Below are 17,331 nucleotides of genomic sequence, written 5' to 3' on the forward strand. Positions count from 1 at the left end.
GTCAGCGCCGGCCCAGTGCCGACGAACGCAGATTGTCGAGCAAAACGGCAAGCAGCAGGATCACACCGCGCACAATGTATTGGTAGAACGCCGGGATGTTGAGCAGGTTCATGGCGTTTTCGGCGATGCCCATGATCAGCACGCCGACGATGACGCCCGACATGGTGGCGCGGCCGCCGGCAAGCGAGACGCCGCCGAGCACGCAGGCCGAGATGACCGAGAGTTCAAGCCCGACCGCGGCATTGGGCTGGCCCGACGTGATGCGCGAGGCCAGAAGGATGCCGGCGATGCCGCAGACCACGCCCTGCAGAGCAAAGATCCAGATCCGCGTCCAGTCGACATTGACGCCGGCCAGGCGCGAAGCCTCCGGGTTGCCGCCGATGGCCAGCGTGTTCTTGCCGAACACGGTACGATTGAGGACAAAACCGAAGATGCAGAACAGCACGGCCAGGACCCAGACCGGCGTCGGAATGCCGAACAGCTTCGACAGCGCCAGTTGGTAGAAATCCGGGCTGTTGATGCCGACGGCGCGGCCGTCCGATGCGATCAGCGCAAGGCCGCGCACGATCTGCATGGTGGCAAGCGTCGTGATCAGTGCGTTGATGCGGAATTTGGCGATGACGACGCCATTGATGAAGCCGACGAAGGCGCCGCAGGCGATTGCCGCGAGAAGCCCGAGCAGGATCGAACCGGTATAGTTCGACGCCATCACCGCGACCATGCCGGCAAAGGCGACGATGGAGCCGACCGAGAGGTCGAAGTCGCGCGCGGCAAGGCAGAACATCATGGTGCAGGCGACAATGCCGACGGTGACCACCGACTGCAGCAGGCCGAGCATGTTGCGGTCAGTCAGAAAATTCGGCACCAGCAGCGACACCAGCGCGAAGGCGACGATGAAGATCACGACGAGGCCCTGTTCGCCGAGCAGGATCTTCTTCAACTGATCGGTCATGGCAAAGATCCTCAGGATGCGATCGCGTCGGGGGTTTTCTGATCGGGAAGAGCGGCGGCCAGGATCGCTTTTTCGGCGAACTGGTCGCGCGCGAGTTTGGCGCTGACCCGCCCGCCGCACATCACCAGGATGCGGTCGCAAATGCCCATCACTTCCGGCAATTCGGACGAGACGACGACGATCGCCATGCCGTCTTCGGCAAGCTGGTAGAGCAGTTCGTAGATTTCCGCTTTGGCGCCGACGTCGATACCGCGTGTCGGCTCGTCGACGATAAGCACGCGCACGCCCTGCTCCGACAGCCAGCGGCCGAGAATGACCTTCTGCTGGTTGCCGCCGGAGAGGTTGATGATGTCCTGCTTGCGCGACGGCGTGCGCACCTTGAGCTTCTTGATGAAGGTCTCGGCGGTGGCGATCTCGCTGGCGCGGTTCAGGATTCCGAAGCGCGTGTGATGACGCCGCGACGAGATGTTGATGTTCTCCTCGATCGAGCGGCCCTGGATGATGCCGTCATGCTTGCGGTCTTCCGAGCACAAAACGATGCCGGCGCGGATCGCGTCATGCGGATCGGTGGCATGAACGACCTTGCCATCAACGGTAATGGTGCCGCCTGAGCGCGGGTCGGCGCCGAAGACCAGCCGCATCAGTTCGGAGCGGCCCGCGCCGATCAGACCGAAGAAGCCGACGATCTCGCCCGCCCTCGCCTCGAAGCTGGCGGGCGTCGTCAGTTTTACTCCGCAAACAGCGTCGACCTTCAGCCGGACATCGCCAGCCGGGCGTGGGCGAAACCCCCAGATGTCGGAGATTTCGCGGCCAACCATTTCGGCGACGACCTGATCGCGCGTGACGTCTTTCAGTGACGCATGGTGCGCCGCGAGCTTGCCGTCGCGCAGCACGGTCAGGCTGTCGCAGAGGCGGAACACTTCGTCCAGCCGGTGCGAGACATAGATGATGACCTTGCCCTCGCCGCGCAGGCGGTCGATCAGGGCAAACAGAATTTCGCTTTCGCGCGACGACAATGACGAGGTCGGCTCATCCAGAGCGATGACGCGCGCGTCGAGCATGATCGCCTTGGCGATCTCGACCATCTGCCGTTCGCCGATGGACAGCGTCTTGACCTTGCGGCTGATATCGATGTCGATGCCCGCCGATTTCAGCTTGGCGCCGACGTCTTCCAGCATTCTGGCGCGGGCGATGATGCCGGCGTTGGTGGGGAAGCGGCCAAGGCTGAGGTTTTCGGCAACAGTGAGCTCAGGAACCAGCTGTAGCTCCTGGTGGATGACGATGACGCCATTGTCGAAGGCATCTCGCGTCGTTGCATAGGCTTGCATCTTGCCGTCGATGAGGATCTCGCCGTCATCGGCATGCTGGTCGCCCGACAGGATCTTGATCAGCGTGGATTTGCCGGCGCCGTTCTCGCCCATCAAGCCATGCACGGCGCCCTTGTCGACGCTGAACGAGACGCCGGACAGCGCCTTGACGCCCGGATAGGTCTTGGTGATTTCCGAGAAGTCGAGAAAGGACATGGGGCGCCTATCCTTTTGCCATGCCAAACAGGCGGCGACTGTGAGCCGCCGCCTGTTTGTACAGGGAGGATTATTCGATGCCGAGACCCTTGCGGACCGTCTGGTAGTCGTCGCGCTTGGCCAGCGCACCGGCGGTCAGGATGAGCTTCTCGGGTTCCTTGTTGTTGGCGACCCAGTCATACATGTTGAGCGCAGTCTCGTAGCCGTGACGCTTCGGCGAGATGATCACCGTGCCGACGAAGCCGGTGGCGGTCGGCTTCTTGAACTCGTTGATCGCCGAATCCGCGCCGCCAATGCCGACGCCGATCACGTTTTCGGCCGGGATGCCGACGCTTTCGGAAGCGCGCACGGCGCCGAGAACGGCTTCGTCGTTGAGGCCGAAGGAGACCCACTTCTTGATGTCGGCATGGGCGTTGAGTACCACCGTCGCCGCATTGAGCGCAGCCTCGGTATCGGTCTTGGCCTGCGGCGCGTCAAAGATGTTTTCGGCCTTGAAGCCGTTGGCCTTGAGCACCGAAATGGCGCCTTCGACCCGGTCGACGGCGGTCGGCAACTGATCATAGGAGACGCGGATGGCGCCAACCTCGTCGGCCTTCCAGCCGCGCGCCTTCATTTCGTCGACGATCGCCTGGCCGACGGCCTCGCCGATCTTGGTCGCCGAAATGCCCATATGCGGCACGTCTTCCAGCGCCTTCCCGTCTGCGCCGACCAGACGGTCATCAACCGTCATCAGCTTGAGATTGTTGGCGGCGGCCTTGGCGACGATGCCGGGGCCGAGCTTCACATCAGGCGTGCAGACGATGAAGCCTTGCGCGCCCTGCGCGCCGAGATTGTCGATCGCCGACATCAGCTTCTCACCGTCCTCGGCGCCGATCTTGACCAGGGTAAAACCCTTCTCCTTGGCGGCCTGGTCGGCGAACTTCCATTCGTCCTGGAACCACGGCTCCTCGGGCTGTTTGACGATAAAACCTATCTTGGTGTCCTGAGCATATGCTGCGATGGTCGTGACGGACAGCACGGCAAGGGCGCCCGCGACGAGCGCGGTCTTCAGAAGTCGCATGATTACCTCCCAGCGATGGCCGGGCGCTCAGCCCGGATGCAGAGTCTCTAATTCTTTTTATCATACTCGTCAATTGATCTGGTATGATAATTGAGCTACATGCTCTGACCAGGGATCGCTGGCGCAAATCATCCGCATCCGGTAAGGCCGGGGACGCGAGATCAGTGGTTTCGCCGCCTTGGAGGAGGGCTGAGGTGACCGAAACTTCGAAGAAGGCATCAGGCGACACCCGCCGCCCGCGCGTCATGCCCGATGTGACCAAGGCGCTTGCCTCAGACATCTTTTCCGGACGCTATCCCGCCGGCTCGTCCCTGCCGACCGAAAACGAACTCGGCGTCGAATATGGCGTCAGCCGCACCGTCATCCGCGAGGCGCTGAAGGTGCTGGCCGCCAAGGGGCTGGTGCTGTCGCGACCGCGCATCGGCACGGTTGTATGTGAACAGGACAACTGGAACATCATCGACCCGCAGGTGCTGGCCTGGCACGCGCCGCATGCGCTGGACGACAAATTGTTCGACGCCATCCTCGAAACGCGCCGCGCCATCGAACCTCTGGTAGCTGAACTGGCGGCGACTCGTGCGACGCTGCAGGAGATCGCCGATCTCGAAGCCGCCTGGCGCGGCATGGCCAATGCCGGCGAGGATCTCGCCGCCTTCTCGCGCTCGGACATCACCTTCCACCAGATCGTCTATGCCGCGAGCCACAACCCGATCTTCCGCCAGATCGGCAATCTGATCGACACCGGGCTGAAATTCTCGCTCGAAGCAACGGCGACCATTTCGCTCGCCCGGCGCATGGAAGCGGTGGCGGCGCACCGTGAGGTGGTCGAGGCGCTGCGCATGCGCGATGCCGCGGCGGCGCGTGCGGCGGCAGGCCGGATCCTCGACCTTGCGGCGCGCGACCTGGTCAGCGCCAAGAAACTCAAGAACAACTGAGACCAGCATGAAAATCATCTCGCTCACCACCTACATCGTCCCGCCGCGCTGGCTGTTCCTGAAGATCGAGACTGATGCCGGCGTTACCGGCTGGGGCGAGCCTGTGGTCGAAGGCCGTGCGCTGACGGTCGAGGCAGCGGTCAAGGAACTTGGCGATTATCTGATCGGCAAGGACCCGCGCCTGATCGAGGACCATTGGACGGTGATGCATCGCGGCGGCTTCTACCGCGGCGGGCCGATCCTGATGAGCGCCATTGCCGGCATCGACCAGGCGCTGTGGGACATCAAGGGCAAGGCGCTCGGCGTGCCTGTGCACGAACTGCTCGGCGGCAAGCTGCGCGACAGCATCAAGGTCTATTCCTGGATCGGCGGCGACCGGCCGGCGGAAGTGGCTGATGGCGCCAGGGAAGTGGTGGCGCGCGGTTTTCAGGCGCTGAAGATGAATGGCACCGAGGAACTGCAGATCGTCGACAGCCATGACAGAATAGATGCGGCTGTCGAACGCGTCGCCATGGTGCGCGAGGCCGTTGGGTCCAACATTGGCATCGCCGTCGATTTCCACGGCCGCGTCCACCGGCCGATGGCGCGCATGCTGGTCAAGGAGCTCGAACCCTACCGGCTGATGTTCATCGAGGAGCCGGTGCTGAGCGAAAATCGCGAGGCGCTGAAGGAGATCGCAGCGCTGGGCTCGACGCCGATCGCGCTCGGCGAGCGTCTTTACAGCCGCTGGGATTTCAAATCGGTGTTCGAACAAGGCGCCGTCGACATCATCCAGCCGGACCTGTCGCATGCCGGCGGCATCACCGAATGCCGCAAGATCGCAGCGATGGCCGAGGCCTATGACATTGCGGTGGCGCCCCACTGCCCGCTCGGCCCGATCGCGCTCGCCGCCTGCCTGCAGCTCGATGCCGTCAGCTACAACTGCTTCATCCAGGAACAGAGCCTCGGCATCCACTACAACGCCGCAAACGATTTGCTCGACTATGCCGCCAACAAGGACGTCTTCCGCTACGAGGATGGCTATGTCGCAATCCCCGATGGTCCCGGCCTCGGCGTCGAAATCGACGAGGACTACGTCAAGGAACGCGCCAAGGAAGGCCACCGCTGGCGCAACCCGGTCTGGCGTCACAAGGACGGCTCCTTCGCCGAGTGGTAGCTCGGCCGACCTTGCGGCCAGGCCTTCAGGACCTCGGGTTCGATTTCGCGGTGGCGCCAGCGTAACGCAGGCCTCTGATGGGCCGCAGCGCCGAGCACCAGCGCATGGGAACCGTCGGCGCCGGCAAGCCGCAACTCGCTGACCGCCTGGGTTGCCGCAAGCGATCGAAAGCAGTCGCTATCCATGGAACATGGCGGATGTCCTGTTCTCATCGACCTTTTCTTGGCCCGCCAGCCGCTTCACCTGCCCGCGGCGTGCCGGCCTGCGTTCCTGCCGGAGAAGATGCAGCTGCCGAGAAATGTCCCTTCCAGCGCATTGTAGCCGTGATAGCCGCCGCCACCGCCGCCGGCCACCTCGCCTGCCGCATAGAGCCCGGCAATGGGTTCGCCATTGCCGTCGAGAACCTGCGAATTGAGATTGGTGTGCAGGCCGCCAAGCGTTTTGCGCGTCAGAATGTTGAGGCGCACCGCGATCAGCGGGCCGTGCCTGGGATCGAGTATCTTGTGCGGCTTGGTCACCCGGAAGATCTTGTCGCCAATGTAGTTGCGGGCGCCGCGGACGGCTGTGACCTGCGCATCCTTGGTATAGGCATGGTCGACCTCGCGATCGCGCGCCACGATCTGCGCCTTGAGCCGGTCGTAGTCGAGCAGATTGTCGCCTGACAGCGCGTTCATACCGGCGACCAAGTCGGCCAGGTTGTCGCGGACGACGAAGTCCTCGCCCTTTTCCAGGAACGCTGCCACCGATGGTGGCGCCTTGCCGCCGCGCCGGTTCTTCAGCACGGCCCGCCAATCCTTGGCCGTAAAGTCTAGGTTTTGCTCCGAACCCGACAGCACGAACTCCTTCGAAGCGATCGTCTTGCTCAGCACGAACCAGGAATAATCGTGTGCCGTCGACAGGATACGCTTCAAGGTGCCGAGCGAATCGAAGCTCGGGAAGAACGGCGCCTCCATGCGTTGTCCCAGAGCATCGAACCATAGCGGCGACGGCGCCGACAGGATGCGGATGCCGTGGTTCGGCCAGGTCGGATTCCAGTTCTTGATCCCCTCGACATAGTGCCACATGCGGTCGGCGTTGATGACGGCCCCGCCGGCGTCCTGGGTGATCGCCACCATGCGGCCGTCGACATGGTGCGGCACGCCGGCAACCATACGCTTCGGCGCTGGCCCCAGCCGCCCGACCGGCCAGACCTTGCGAACCAACTCATGATTGCCGCCGATGCCGCCGGAGGTGACGATCACGACACCGGCCGAAAGGTCGAAATCGCCGACGGCCGTGCGGCTCGACTGCTTGCCGCGCTCGACATCGGATGCCTCCAGGATTTCGCCCGCGACGCCGGTGACCGCGCCGTTGGTCTTGATCAGCCGGCTGACCTGATGACGGAATTTCAAAGTGATCAGCCCTTTGGCGACGTGCTCGCGCACGCGCCTTTCGAACGGCGCGACCACGCCCGGCCCAGTGCCCCATGTCAGGTGGAAGCGCGGCACTGAATTGCCGTGGCCATTGGCCAGCGCGCCGCCGCGCTCGGCCCAGCCGACCACCGGCCACCAGCGCATGCCCATGGCGTAGAGCCACGGCCGCATCTCGCCGGCGGCGAAAGCGACATAGGCTTCCGCCACTTTACTTGGCCAATGGTCCTCGGGCCGGTCGAACTGGGCAGAACCCAGCCAATCCTGCCAGGCGAGGTCGCGGCTGTCCTTGATGCGCAGGCGGCGCTGCTCGGGCGTGTCGACCAGGAAAAGGCCGCCGAGCGACCTGAATGCCTGGCCGCCGAGAAAACCGCCACCCTCCTGCTCGACGATAATTACGCGCTTGCCGGCATCGCCGAGTTCCGCGGCTGCGGCCAGGCCGGCCAGCCCGCCGCCGACGATGATTGCATCCGTGTCAGCCATTGTCGTAACTCCTGTCCCGGCTTTTTGTTTTTGACATCGGATGCTCGTTGCTAGCCGCGCAGCGCGTTCCAGATGATGCGCGGCAGCTTCAGGAAGCTCGGCCGGTAATTGAACTCGGTGATCAGCCGTCCCACGACATCAGCCCTTTTGTGGGTCAGGAACCAGGCCGGCTTCGGCACAATGCGGAACGGCGCTTCGAGCACGCTGCGCTCCGGTCTGTCGAACAAATAAGTGTTGTGGACGACGCCGATGCCGCTCTGCACGTCGTCGAGCGTGTGGCCAGGGAAAGCACCCCAGGTCGGGCGCAGCAGCGCGAACAGAACGCCGCTCCAGGAATTGATGCCGATGCCGCCATAGCGCAGTTCGGCAATGATTTCCTCGAAGCGCTGCCGGCCGATCTCGGCGATCGTCCTGGGATGGATGAGGATGTTGGCGGCAAGCGTGCCGTGCAGCTTTTCATTGGCGTAGGCGACAGCGGCGCGCAGATAGGATTCCGCATTGCCCGCCGGCAGCCGCATGACGCTGAGCGCCGGCGCGAACACCTCGGCATTTTCGAGATAGGCGTCCGTGCCCGGCCGGAACGGCACCACCACGCAGGCGGGCCCGCCAGGCCGCTCGAATTTTTGTGCCGTGTCGGCGTGCGCCTCGAAGGCGGCGAGGCGCTCGGTCGCGCCGGGATAATAGGCCGGGCGCGACGGGGCTTTCTGCATCACCTTTTCGAGTGCTGCCAAAAGCGCATCGGATTTGCCCCAGCCTTCGGGCAACACGAGCATTTGGCAGGCGATGCAGTTGAAACCGGAATTGTTGAGCTTTTGGGTAGCGATCAGTTCGGCGTGGTAGGTGATATCGGCATCCGACCATGGGCCGGGCACCACGATGGTGGGTGCCACGCCGCCAAGCTCCGAGGTGATACGCCGGCTGTTGCGCGGCGTGCCCGCCGCCTTGTTCTTGCGGCCCTCCTCGCCGGGACCCCAGACGATCGCGTCATGCGAGGCGGCGGCACCGGTGATGTGGATGTCGTCAACGAGATCGTGGTTGCACAGATACGCACCGACATCGGTGCCGCCGCGCACGATGCGCAGCGCGCCGAATTCGATCAGCGGCCGCAGCGCCGGCCGCAGGAAATCAACGAGGTAATCATTGACCGGGTTCATCTTGAGCAGGACGACCTGATGTTCGACGAGCAGCTTGTGCAGGCAGTCGAGCGGCGCGATCGAGGCGACGTTGCCGGCGCCGAGCACGAGGCCGATCTTGCCCTTGCGGCTGGTGCGCGGCGCGTCATAGGCCGAGGCGGTGTTTGCGGCGAGGTTCGCCTTGGTCACGCCGGGCTGCATCCAGATCTCGGCCTTCAGCCCGGTGAACAGCACCTTGTCCCAGAGCGAATTCGGAACCACCGTCACAGCCACCTGTCCGTTGGGCAAGGTGCGAACCGGCAGACTGTCAAGGAACTTCTTGCCCTCCATCAGGCTCAGCGTGTGGATGAACTGGTTGCAGCCATCCATCAGCGCCGCCGGGCCAGCCAGCCATTCCTCACCTTCCAGCGGCGAGCCGATCGGGATGCCCTTCTTGCGCGTCGCGGTTTTGACCCACGCCTCGGCGACCTCGCGGATGTGATCCTTGACCTGCCGCAGCAAGGCGATCCGCTCGCCATTCGAGGTCTGCGCCCAGTCGTCCTTCCTGGCGTCGAGATCGGTGAGCGCGAGGTCGAGTTCGGCTGCCCATTCAGGCTGCACGGGCTGGGTTTTGACTGCCTTGGCAACCATCCTATCCTCCTCCACTTCGATCTCTTTGTTTGACGCAATTCCTGTGGGAAAACCGCTTCACACTTTTCCTGGAATTGCTCTACGAAAACGGCAGTGCGGCCCATTGCTCGACGAATTTCCCGCCGGAATAGACCTGGATCGAACCGAACTGCTGTAGCACGAATTCGCTCTGCGTCGGACGCAGGAAGGCGTAGTCGTCAGGCCCGACATTGACGTTGTCGGGCAGCGCCATGAATTGCTGATTGGTCGAAAAGCCGAACGTCTTGTCGGTCTTCATCCCCACGGGATGGACGGGCTTCGCCATCCATTTTCCGCCATAGAGAAAACAGCCGCGCCGCGGCAACAGCCCGAGCTTCTGCAGCAGCCAGGAGCGCTGGTCGAGGCCCGGCGCCTGGACATCGACCACTTTCAGGATCGGCGTCGCGATGAATGCGGCAGGCCGCAATTGGCTGAGGCTCGGCACATCGAAATCGGTCGGCAGCATAAAAGCCGATCCGATGGACAATTCATTGGCGCCGACCCAGCTGTCATAGAGCAATGCGGTGCTGCTGCCGCCAAGATTGAGGATCTTGCGCTGGTCGGCGGCAAGGCAAGCGACATACTGGCGAAACAGGCTGATCGCCTTGACGCGCGCCTTGGCCGGTCCTCCCAGCAGTTTGGGGATATGGCCGATATGCGCCTCGTAGGCCATGACGCCTTCGCATTTCAGCCGCGGGTAATTCGCCAACGCGGAAACTGCCCGGGCCAGTGAGTCGGGATCGCTGATACCGCCGCGATGAAGGCCGACATCGACCTCGAAGCAGACGCGCAGCTCGCGGTCGAGCTCGGCGGCAAGCGAGCCATAGGCGGCCAGCCGCTCCTCGGTATCGATCAGCCAGACGATGCGCGACGTAGCTTCGCCGAGCCCGGCGAGAACGCCCTTCGTCAGCGCGTGCCTGGCGCCGGCAACCGGCATCGGCTTGCCCAACAGGAGATCGACTTGGGGAAACACTTTCAGCATCTCGGCGCTGATCGGCAGATGAAAGGTCATCAGCCTGTCGGTCGCAAACGCCGCGCGGATATAGTCGATCAGCGGCAGGCATGGCAGCGACTTGTCGACGAGGCGCAGATCGAGGCCCGTGGCGAACTTCGCCTTGATCGCAGCGATGTTGTGATCGAGCCGGTCGAGATCGAGCACCAGGCAAGGCTGAAAGATCCCGGCTGCCCTGAGCGCGCCCGACATTTCCGCGAAATAGGTGTCGGTCAGGCTCATGCCGCGACGCCGAGCAGCCTGGCAATATAGGGCGACACGAAGCGGTTGTCCGGGTCCATCTCGCGGCGGACCGCCATCGCATCGTTCCAGCGCGGATAGAGCGCGCTCAATTCCCTTGATGTCAGGCTGTGCATCTTGCCCCAATGCGGGCGGCCGCCGCGCTTCCTGAAGATCGGCTCGGCGGCGTTGAAGAACGCCATCGGATCGCGCTCGACGCCGTGATGGATGGCGATGGAACAGGTTGGGCGCTTGTAGAAGGGGCTGAGCCAGACATTGTCGGGCGCGACGACGCGCACCTCCATCGGAAAATAGACCTCTGGAAACCGCGTCTCGAGCAGCGCAATGATTTCGCTGAGTGCGGCCGCCCCTTCCTCGAACGGCAGGTGGTATTCCATCTCGTTGAACTTGACGTTGCGCTCGGAGGTGAAGACCTTCAGCCACTCCTCGACATAATCCTCGGCCGGCACCTTGGCGAAGGCCGAGCCGATGAGACGGCGGCGCAGCCAAGGGAGCCAGCTGAGATAGTCGCGCAGTTTTCTCAGCGTCGTCACCGCATCGTCGTCTTCCGTCGGCGGACGCACCGTCGCCGGCGCCTCGGTGATGTCGCTGGCAATCAGCAGCGCCTGGCCGGAAAACGGCACATAGTAGAACTCGGCCGAACGATGCGCCGTCATGGTGCTTTCGAATTGCGCAAGCACATCGGCAATCGGCGCCGTCCAGCGGCGGTGCCGCATCCGGTAGCTCGCCACGTTGCGGATCGTCACTTCGGTGACGGCGCCGAAAGCGCCGAGCGAAGCGCCCATGGCTTCGATCATGTCGGGACTCTTGGCACGGTCGAACTCTTTCAGCGCGCCACGCCCGTCGACGATCTGCATCGCCTCGAGCTGGGTGTGGTACGCGCCAAGCGTGATGCCCGAGCCGTGCGTGGCGGTGCCGAGCGCCCCGCCGAACGCCTGCTTGTCGATGTCGCCCATGTTCGGCAGCGCCTGGCCGACGCCGTGCAACAGCTTTGCCAGCGCGCCGATCTTGGTGCCGGCGCCGACCCGCGCCGTCAGTTTTTCGGGATCGTGCGACCTCAGGCCCTCGAAGCGGTCGAGCGACAGGATGGTGCCGTCATTCTTGACCAGCGGCGTAAAGGAATGGCCCGTGCCGACAAATCGAACTGGTCCCGGCGAGTTGCGAATGGCACCACTCAGCTCATCGAGACTCAGCGGTTCGGCAAAAGCCTGCGGCGTGGCCGTGACATAGCCCGACCAATTGCTCCACTGGCTGATAGCCTCTCCCACGATCCCTCCCTGGGGCGCCGGCTTTGCCGGTCTTTCTCCTAGCGCTAGATAATATGATACATAGTCAGCTTTTCCGGATATGATACATTGTCAGCTTTCTGTCAACCTGGCAATCGGAGGTGTCTTGCGTCCGCGCCGGCCGCATTATCTACAGCGACGCACGCTGAGCCGGCGTCGGCATTGAACGCAGTTCGTTGCCCCTTCAAGCCAGCCCAAACGTTTCCACGGCCCGCATGATGCCGCGCAATTCGGCCAAGCCCTTCAGGCGGCCGATCAGCGAGTAGCCGGGATTGATCCTTGTCTTGCCGATATCGTCGGCGAGCAGGTGGCCATGGTCCGGCCGCATCGGGATTTGCCAGTCGGCGCGGCCCTCCTTGCGGCGGCGCGCCTCCTCCTGCATCAGCGCCAGGATGACATGCGCCATGTCGGTGCCGCCTTCGAGATGCTCGGCCTCGTAGAACGAGCCGTCATCCTCGATGGTGATGTTGCGCAGATGGGCGAAGTGGATGCGGTCGGCGAATTCCTTGACCATGGCGACGATGTCGTTGTCGGCGCGCGTGCCGTAGGACCCGGTGCAGAACGTCAGCCCATTGGCCTGGCTGTCGACGGCATTGAGAATGAAACGCGCATCCTCGGCGGTCGAAACGACGCGCGGCAGGCCGTAGAGCGAAAACGGCGGATCGTCGGGGTGGATACACATGCGCACCCCCTCCTCTTCCGCCACCGGAATGATCTCGCGCAGGAACCACGCGAGGTTGCCGCGCAACTCCTTCGGCCCGATTCCGTCATAGTCCGCAAGTGCCTCGCGAAAACTGTCGCGGTCATACTTGCGCTCTGTAGCCGGCAGGCCGGCGATCAGATTGCGCTCGATCTGGTCCATCTTCTCTGGCGACAATTCCTTCAGCCGCGCTTCCGCTTGCGCAATACGCGCCGGCGTATAGCTGTCAGCACCGTTCTTGCGCTTCAGCACGAACAGATCGTAGGCGGCGAAATCAACGGCATCAAAACGCAGGGCGTAGCCTGTCGTCGGGAGACGGTAGGCTAGATCGGTGCGGGTCCAGTCGACCACCGGCATGAAATTGTAGCAGATCGTGGCGATGCCGGCCTTGGCCAGCACGCGGATCGAATCGCGATAATAGCCGGCATAGCGCTCGCGTTCCGGCGCGCCGATCTTGAAGGAATTGTGGACCGGAATGCTCTCGACGACCGACCAGGTCAGTCCTGCCGCCTTGATGAGGCGCTTGCGCTCCAGAACTTCGGCTTCAGGCCACGCCCGGCCGTCATAGATATGGTGGAGCGCCGAGACCACGCCGGTGGCGCCCGCCTGCTTGACATGATCGAGCGTCACCGGATCATCGGGCCCATACCAGCGCCAGCATTGTTCCATTTTCGGCTTTCCTTCTGCGAGAGGTTGGCAACTTATTGTTGGACCCCGATGGGAGTCGATAGAAAATGGAGGAGTTTTTAGAAATGATGGATTTCGACGGTAAGGTCGCCCTGGTGACGGGGACGACCGGCATTGGCCTGGCAACCGCCAGACGCCTTGCGGCCGGTGGCGCCGCAATCATCGCCTGCGGCATCGACCGCGCCGCCAATGCGGCGATGAAAGCGCAACTAGAAAGTGCTGGTGCCGCGGTGCTGGTCATCGACACCGATGTGTCCGTCTCCGACCAGGTGCGCGACGCGGTGGCGGCTGGCGTCGCCAGGTTCGGCGGTCTGGATGTCATCGTCAACTCCGCCGCCGTCCATCCCTATGGCACCGCGACGACCACCGACTGGGAAAGCTGGAACCGGGCAATGACGGTCAATGTCGGCTCGATCTACCTGACCGCCCATTTCGGTATCCCGGAAATGATCAAGCGCGGTGGCGGCGCCATCGTCAACGTCGCCTCGGTGCAGGGTTTTGCCTGCCAGCAGAACGTTGCCGCCTATGCCACGACCAAAGGGGCCATCCACACGCTGACGCGCTCGCTGGCGCTCGACTACGCGGCATCAGGCATCCGCGTCAATTCGGTCAGCCCGGGCTCGATCCGCACGCCGATCCTGGAGAAGGCTGCGCGCGGTGACGGCGGCAGCGATGCCGATGTCGAAGAGGCCTACAAGCGCTTCGGCGCGGCGCATCCGCTCGGCCGTATCGGCGAACCGGAGGAAGTGGCGGAACTCATCGCCTTCCTGTGCTCGTCGAAGGCCGGTTTCTGCACCGGCGCGGACTACAGGATCGATGGCGGCCTGACGGCAGGTATTGGCGTGAAGTAGCGCTATGATGGCGTTCTGCGCGCTTGCAGGCAATCGGTGTCCGACCGCGCTACAGCTTCCACATCCGCTTGGCATTGCCCGACAGCAATTTCGTCCTCTCCTCAGGGCTGGCGCCCGCGATCAGCGCGTGTGTCGCCGCCACCCAGGTGGCAAGGCCACCGCCAAGCGTGCACACCGGCCAGTCGCTGCCCCACACGACGCGGTCCCAGCCGAAGCAGCCGATCGTGTGCTCGACATAGGGGCGCAAGGTCTCGACTGTCCATGAGCCGGCATCGGCATAGGCGACGACGCCGGAGATCTTGCCGATGACATTGGGACGCCGCGCGATCTCACTCATATGCTCGCGCCACGGATGTTCCGCACTGGCCTTGATGTCGGGCACGCCGCAATGGTCGAGCACGAACTGCACATCCGGCGCCAGATCGGCGAGCGCAACCGCCCTTGGAATCTGATGCGGCAGGACGACGAAGTCGAAGGTCAGGCCTGTGCCGGCAAGCCGCTTGATGTTTTCGCGAAACAGCGCGCTGTCCGAAAGCTCGTCCGGCATGACATGCAGCACGCGGCGGAACCCCTTGACGAAGGGATCGGCTTGCTGGCGCTCGAGATAGGCGGCGAAGCCGGCCTCCTCCGGACGGCAGGAGGCGATCGCCCCGCGCAACAGCGTGCCCTTTTCCAGCGACTGCGCCTTCACATGGCTGGTCTCGGCCTGGATGTCGGCTTCATCGACGTCGACCTCCATATGCAGCGCGGCCTCGATGCCGGCGCGGCGGGCCTGGATCGCATATTCTGCGTGCGGGAAATCGCGGTTGAGCGCCGGCTCGCGGCTGAGCCAGGGATAGCGCAGCGCCGACAGGTCGATCAGGTGCAGATGAGTGTCGATGATCATGGCTGTCCTCCTCGGTGATTTCAGATCATCGCCAAATGCCTAAACCCAGCGCATGGACATACTCTGGCTCAGCCCCGCTTCGGGATCTCTTTGTCCTCGAGCAGCAGCGTCAGCCCCATGGCGACGAAATAGAGCGCCGCCACCCAGATGAACATCACGTTGAAGCCACTGGAGTAATGGTCGAGCACCACTTCGCGGATCGCGCCCGGCAGGCTCGATGCGAGGTGCGGCGTCAACCCGTTCAGGCCACCCGGCAGCAGGGCGGCGGCGTCTGCAGGAAGCTCGGCTGTCTGCCGGTTCAGCGCCCAGATCATCACCGCGCCGTTCAGCGCCAGACCCAGCGATGCTCCGAGCGTCCGCGCCTGGGTGATCAGCGACGTCACCGCGCCGATATCCTGCAGGGGTGCTGCCGCCTGGATCGCCACGATCAGCACCTGGAACTGCAGGCCCATGCTGATGCCGAACACAGCCATCATCGTTGCCAGCACCCAGATCGGCGTGTGCTGGTTGGTGAGGACAAAGCCCAGCATCAGAAACCCGCCAATAGCCATGGCGACCACCGGCATCCATTTGTAGCGTCCGGTTGCCGCGATCACCCGCCCGGCGACGATCGAGATGACCATGGACGTGAGCGACGCCGGCAGGAACAGGAAGCCTACCTCGGCCGGGCTCAGGCCCGTCAGCGTCTGCATGTAGAGGGCAAAATAGAAGAACATGCCCAGCGTCACCGTTCCGGCGACCAGCGACACGCCCGAGACGATGCTGACCGTCGAATCGCCGAACAGCCGCAGAGGTACGATCGGCTCTTCGGCCCGCCGCTCGACCATCACGAACAAGGTGATGGCGACCAGCGCCAGCAGCGGCAGCGCGAAGGTGATGAGGTCCGGTCCGCTGGGGTCGAGCACGTGGTAGCCCCAATAAACGATCGCCGTCGTGCCGGCGGCGAGCAGCACGCCGCCGAGATAGTCGATGCGGTGCCGCTTTTCGTTGAACCGGCTGCGCATGGCGAAGGCCAGCACCGCCAGCACGATGATGCCTATCGGCAGATTGACCAGGAACACCCAGCGCCAGCCGAACAGGCTGGTGATGTAGCCGCCGGCCAACGGGCCGAGCACTGATGACAGCGCGAACACCGCCGAACTGTGGCCCTGATATTTCGCGCGGTCGCGCGGTGAAAACAGTTCGCCGATCATGGCGAAGGCCGAAACCATCAACCCACCCCCGCCGATACCCTGCAGCACGCGCGCGGCGATCAAGCTCTCCATCGACCATGCCATGCCGCAGACCAGCGAGCCCAGCAGGAACAGGCCGATCGCCGTCAGCACGACATTCTTGCGGCCATACATGTCGCCAAGCTTGCCGTAGAATGGCGAGACCGCGGCGGTCGAGAGCAGGTAGGCGGCACCGACCCAGCCGAACAAATGCAGATTGCCGAGTTCGCCGGCAATGGTGGGCAAGGCGGTGACGACGATCTGCATGTCGATGGTTGCCATGAACATGGCGATCAGCGCGCCGAAATAGACGATCAAGGTCGTAAGGTCGGGCCTGACTTGGGCCTCAACGGGCCGCGCGTCCGGCAGCGTCTGCTCGACAGTCATCGGTGTCTCCGTAGCTTGGGGCGCGATTTATGTGCCCACAGCCGAGAGGTGTCAACCAGATATGTGCGCGCAGCATATAATTGACATCAGCATATATTCTTGCTAACGCGCTATGGATGAGCAGCAACGCATCCAGCAGTCCGGACCGATTTCCATCCCTGTTCCAGACGCGCGGCGATCGGGACCTCGCCGGTCTGGCGCGCGGCAGCGGCCTGTCCGAACCGGCGGCCGAGGCCGTGGCCGCCATCGATGCGGTAATGAGCAAGGTGCGCCGCTCGATCCAGCGCCGCGACTTCGGCCGCATGATCCTGGCGCGCGTAGACCCTTCGCTGGAAGTGAGCCATCTCGATGCGATCAGCGCCATCGCGAACAATCCGGTTTTCAGCGATACCCAGCAGGATGAGGTGACGGTTGGCGTCATCGCCGAGCGCCTCGAGACCGATCCGTCGCGCGCCAGCCGCATCGCGGCCGACCTCGTCGAACGCGGCTATGCCTGCCGTGTCGCATCGCAACGCGATGCCCGCCGCATCTGCCTCAAACTCACCGCCAAGGGTGAGCGCCTCGTGGCGGCGGTGCGCCAGACCAAATGGCGGATTTTCGCCGGATCGCTGGCACAGTGGGATGAGCAGGACCTAGTAAGGTTCGCCACCTTGCTGGAACGCTTCGCCGGTTGGGCCATGGACGAAGCCGGGATGAAAAGATCCGCCGAGGCCGTCAAGCAGTTGATGGACGAGATGCTGCCCGAAACGAAATAGGCGGCACGGCGTGGACG

General features: G+C 63.6%; 14 protein-coding genes. 4 read left to right on the forward strand and 10 right to left on the reverse strand.

What is annotated here, in order from left to right; genetic code table 11:
• Window position 1: 1 nt before the first annotated feature.
• The 3 genes from araH to NKH22_RS08385 all read right to left on the reverse strand — a co-directional run bounded on the left by araH (window position 2) and on the right by NKH22_RS08385 (window position 3,535).
• Window positions 2–952 carry an L-arabinose ABC transporter permease AraH gene (araH, locus tag NKH22_RS08375; RefSeq protein WP_023668120.1) on the reverse strand — a complete coding sequence of 317 codons (951 nt, stop codon included), beginning with the start codon at window positions 950–952 and terminating at the stop codon, window positions 2–4.
• A gap of 11 nt (window positions 953–963) precedes the next feature.
• Window positions 964–2,475 carry an L-arabinose ABC transporter ATP-binding protein AraG gene (gene araG, locus NKH22_RS08380; protein WP_352909358.1) on the reverse strand — a complete coding sequence of 504 codons (1,512 nt, stop codon included), beginning with the start codon at window positions 2,473–2,475 and terminating at the stop codon, window positions 964–966.
• A gap of 70 nt (window positions 2,476–2,545) precedes the next feature.
• Window positions 2,546–3,535 carry an arabinose ABC transporter substrate-binding protein gene (locus NKH22_RS08385; protein ID WP_023668118.1) on the reverse strand — a complete coding sequence of 330 codons (990 nt, stop codon included), beginning with the start codon at window positions 3,533–3,535 and terminating at the stop codon, window positions 2,546–2,548.
• A gap of 245 nt (window positions 3,536–3,780) precedes the next feature.
• Here NKH22_RS08385 and NKH22_RS08390 point away from each other — a divergent pair, with 245 nt between their 5' ends.
• Both NKH22_RS08390 and dgoD read left to right on the forward strand, forming a co-directional pair.
• Window positions 3,781–4,470, forward strand: a complete 690-nt coding sequence (locus NKH22_RS08390) for a FadR/GntR family transcriptional regulator (RefSeq protein ID WP_245259915.1) — start codon at window positions 3,781–3,783, stop codon at window positions 4,468–4,470.
• Between the two features lie 7 nt (window positions 4,471–4,477).
• Window positions 4,478–5,626, forward strand: a complete 1,149-nt coding sequence (gene dgoD / locus NKH22_RS08395; protein ID WP_023714596.1) for a galactonate dehydratase — start codon at window positions 4,478–4,480, stop codon at window positions 5,624–5,626.
• A 239-nt stretch (window positions 5,627–5,865) separates the two neighbouring features.
• On the opposite strand, the gene NKH22_RS08400 is transcribed toward dgoD, so the two are convergent.
• The 5 genes from NKH22_RS08400 to uxuA form a co-directional block, all read right to left on the reverse strand.
• A complete protein-coding gene (locus NKH22_RS08400) occupies window positions 5,866–7,518 on the reverse strand; it encodes an FAD-binding dehydrogenase (protein ID WP_352909359.1) in 1,653 nt (550 codons plus the stop codon).
• Between the two features lie 50 nt (window positions 7,519–7,568).
• Window positions 7,569–9,281, reverse strand: a complete 1,713-nt coding sequence (locus NKH22_RS08405) for an aldehyde dehydrogenase family protein (RefSeq protein WP_352909360.1) — start codon at window positions 9,279–9,281, stop codon at window positions 7,569–7,571.
• 79 nt (window positions 9,282–9,360) lie between these two features.
• Window positions 9,361–10,533, reverse strand: a complete 1,173-nt coding sequence (locus tag NKH22_RS08410) for an alanine racemase (protein WP_031193055.1) — start codon at window positions 10,531–10,533, stop codon at window positions 9,361–9,363.
• On the reverse strand, window positions 10,530–11,819 hold the full coding sequence (locus NKH22_RS08415) for a D-arabinono-1,4-lactone oxidase (protein ID WP_352909361.1): 1,290 nt from the start codon (window positions 11,817–11,819) through the stop codon (window positions 10,530–10,532). Before NKH22_RS08415 ends, NKH22_RS08410 begins: the two co-directional genes overlap by 4 nt.
• A 202-nt stretch (window positions 11,820–12,021) precedes the next feature.
• Entirely contained in the window at window positions 12,022–13,206 is a 1,185-nt protein-coding gene (gene uxuA, locus NKH22_RS08420; RefSeq protein ID WP_352909362.1) for a mannonate dehydratase, read from the reverse strand.
• 83 nt (window positions 13,207–13,289) lie between these two features.
• Between uxuA and NKH22_RS08425 the strand changes: the two genes are divergently transcribed.
• On the forward strand, window positions 13,290–14,075 hold the full coding sequence (locus tag NKH22_RS08425; protein ID WP_023824817.1) for an SDR family NAD(P)-dependent oxidoreductase: 786 nt from the start codon (window positions 13,290–13,292) through the stop codon (window positions 14,073–14,075).
• Between the two features lie 49 nt (window positions 14,076–14,124).
• On the opposite strand, the gene NKH22_RS08430 is transcribed toward NKH22_RS08425, so the two are convergent.
• Window positions 14,125–14,961, reverse strand: coding sequence for an amidohydrolase family protein (locus NKH22_RS08430; RefSeq protein ID WP_023681200.1), 837 nt, complete (start codon window positions 14,959–14,961; stop codon window positions 14,125–14,127).
• 68 nt (window positions 14,962–15,029) lie between these two features.
• On the reverse strand, window positions 15,030–16,559 hold the full coding sequence (locus NKH22_RS08435; RefSeq protein WP_352909363.1) for an MDR family MFS transporter: 1,530 nt from the start codon (window positions 16,557–16,559) through the stop codon (window positions 15,030–15,032).
• A 116-nt stretch (window positions 16,560–16,675) separates the two neighbouring features.
• Between NKH22_RS08435 and NKH22_RS08440 the strand changes: the two genes are divergently transcribed.
• Window positions 16,676–17,314 carry a MarR family winged helix-turn-helix transcriptional regulator gene (locus NKH22_RS08440; protein WP_023691369.1) on the forward strand — a complete coding sequence of 213 codons (639 nt, stop codon included), beginning with the start codon at window positions 16,676–16,678 and terminating at the stop codon, window positions 17,312–17,314.
• The last annotated feature ends 17 nt before the right edge of the window (window positions 17,315–17,331 follow it).

Source organism: Mesorhizobium sp. M1252, assembly GCF_040318265.1.
Classification (GTDB): domain Bacteria; phylum Pseudomonadota; class Alphaproteobacteria; order Rhizobiales; family Rhizobiaceae; genus Mesorhizobium.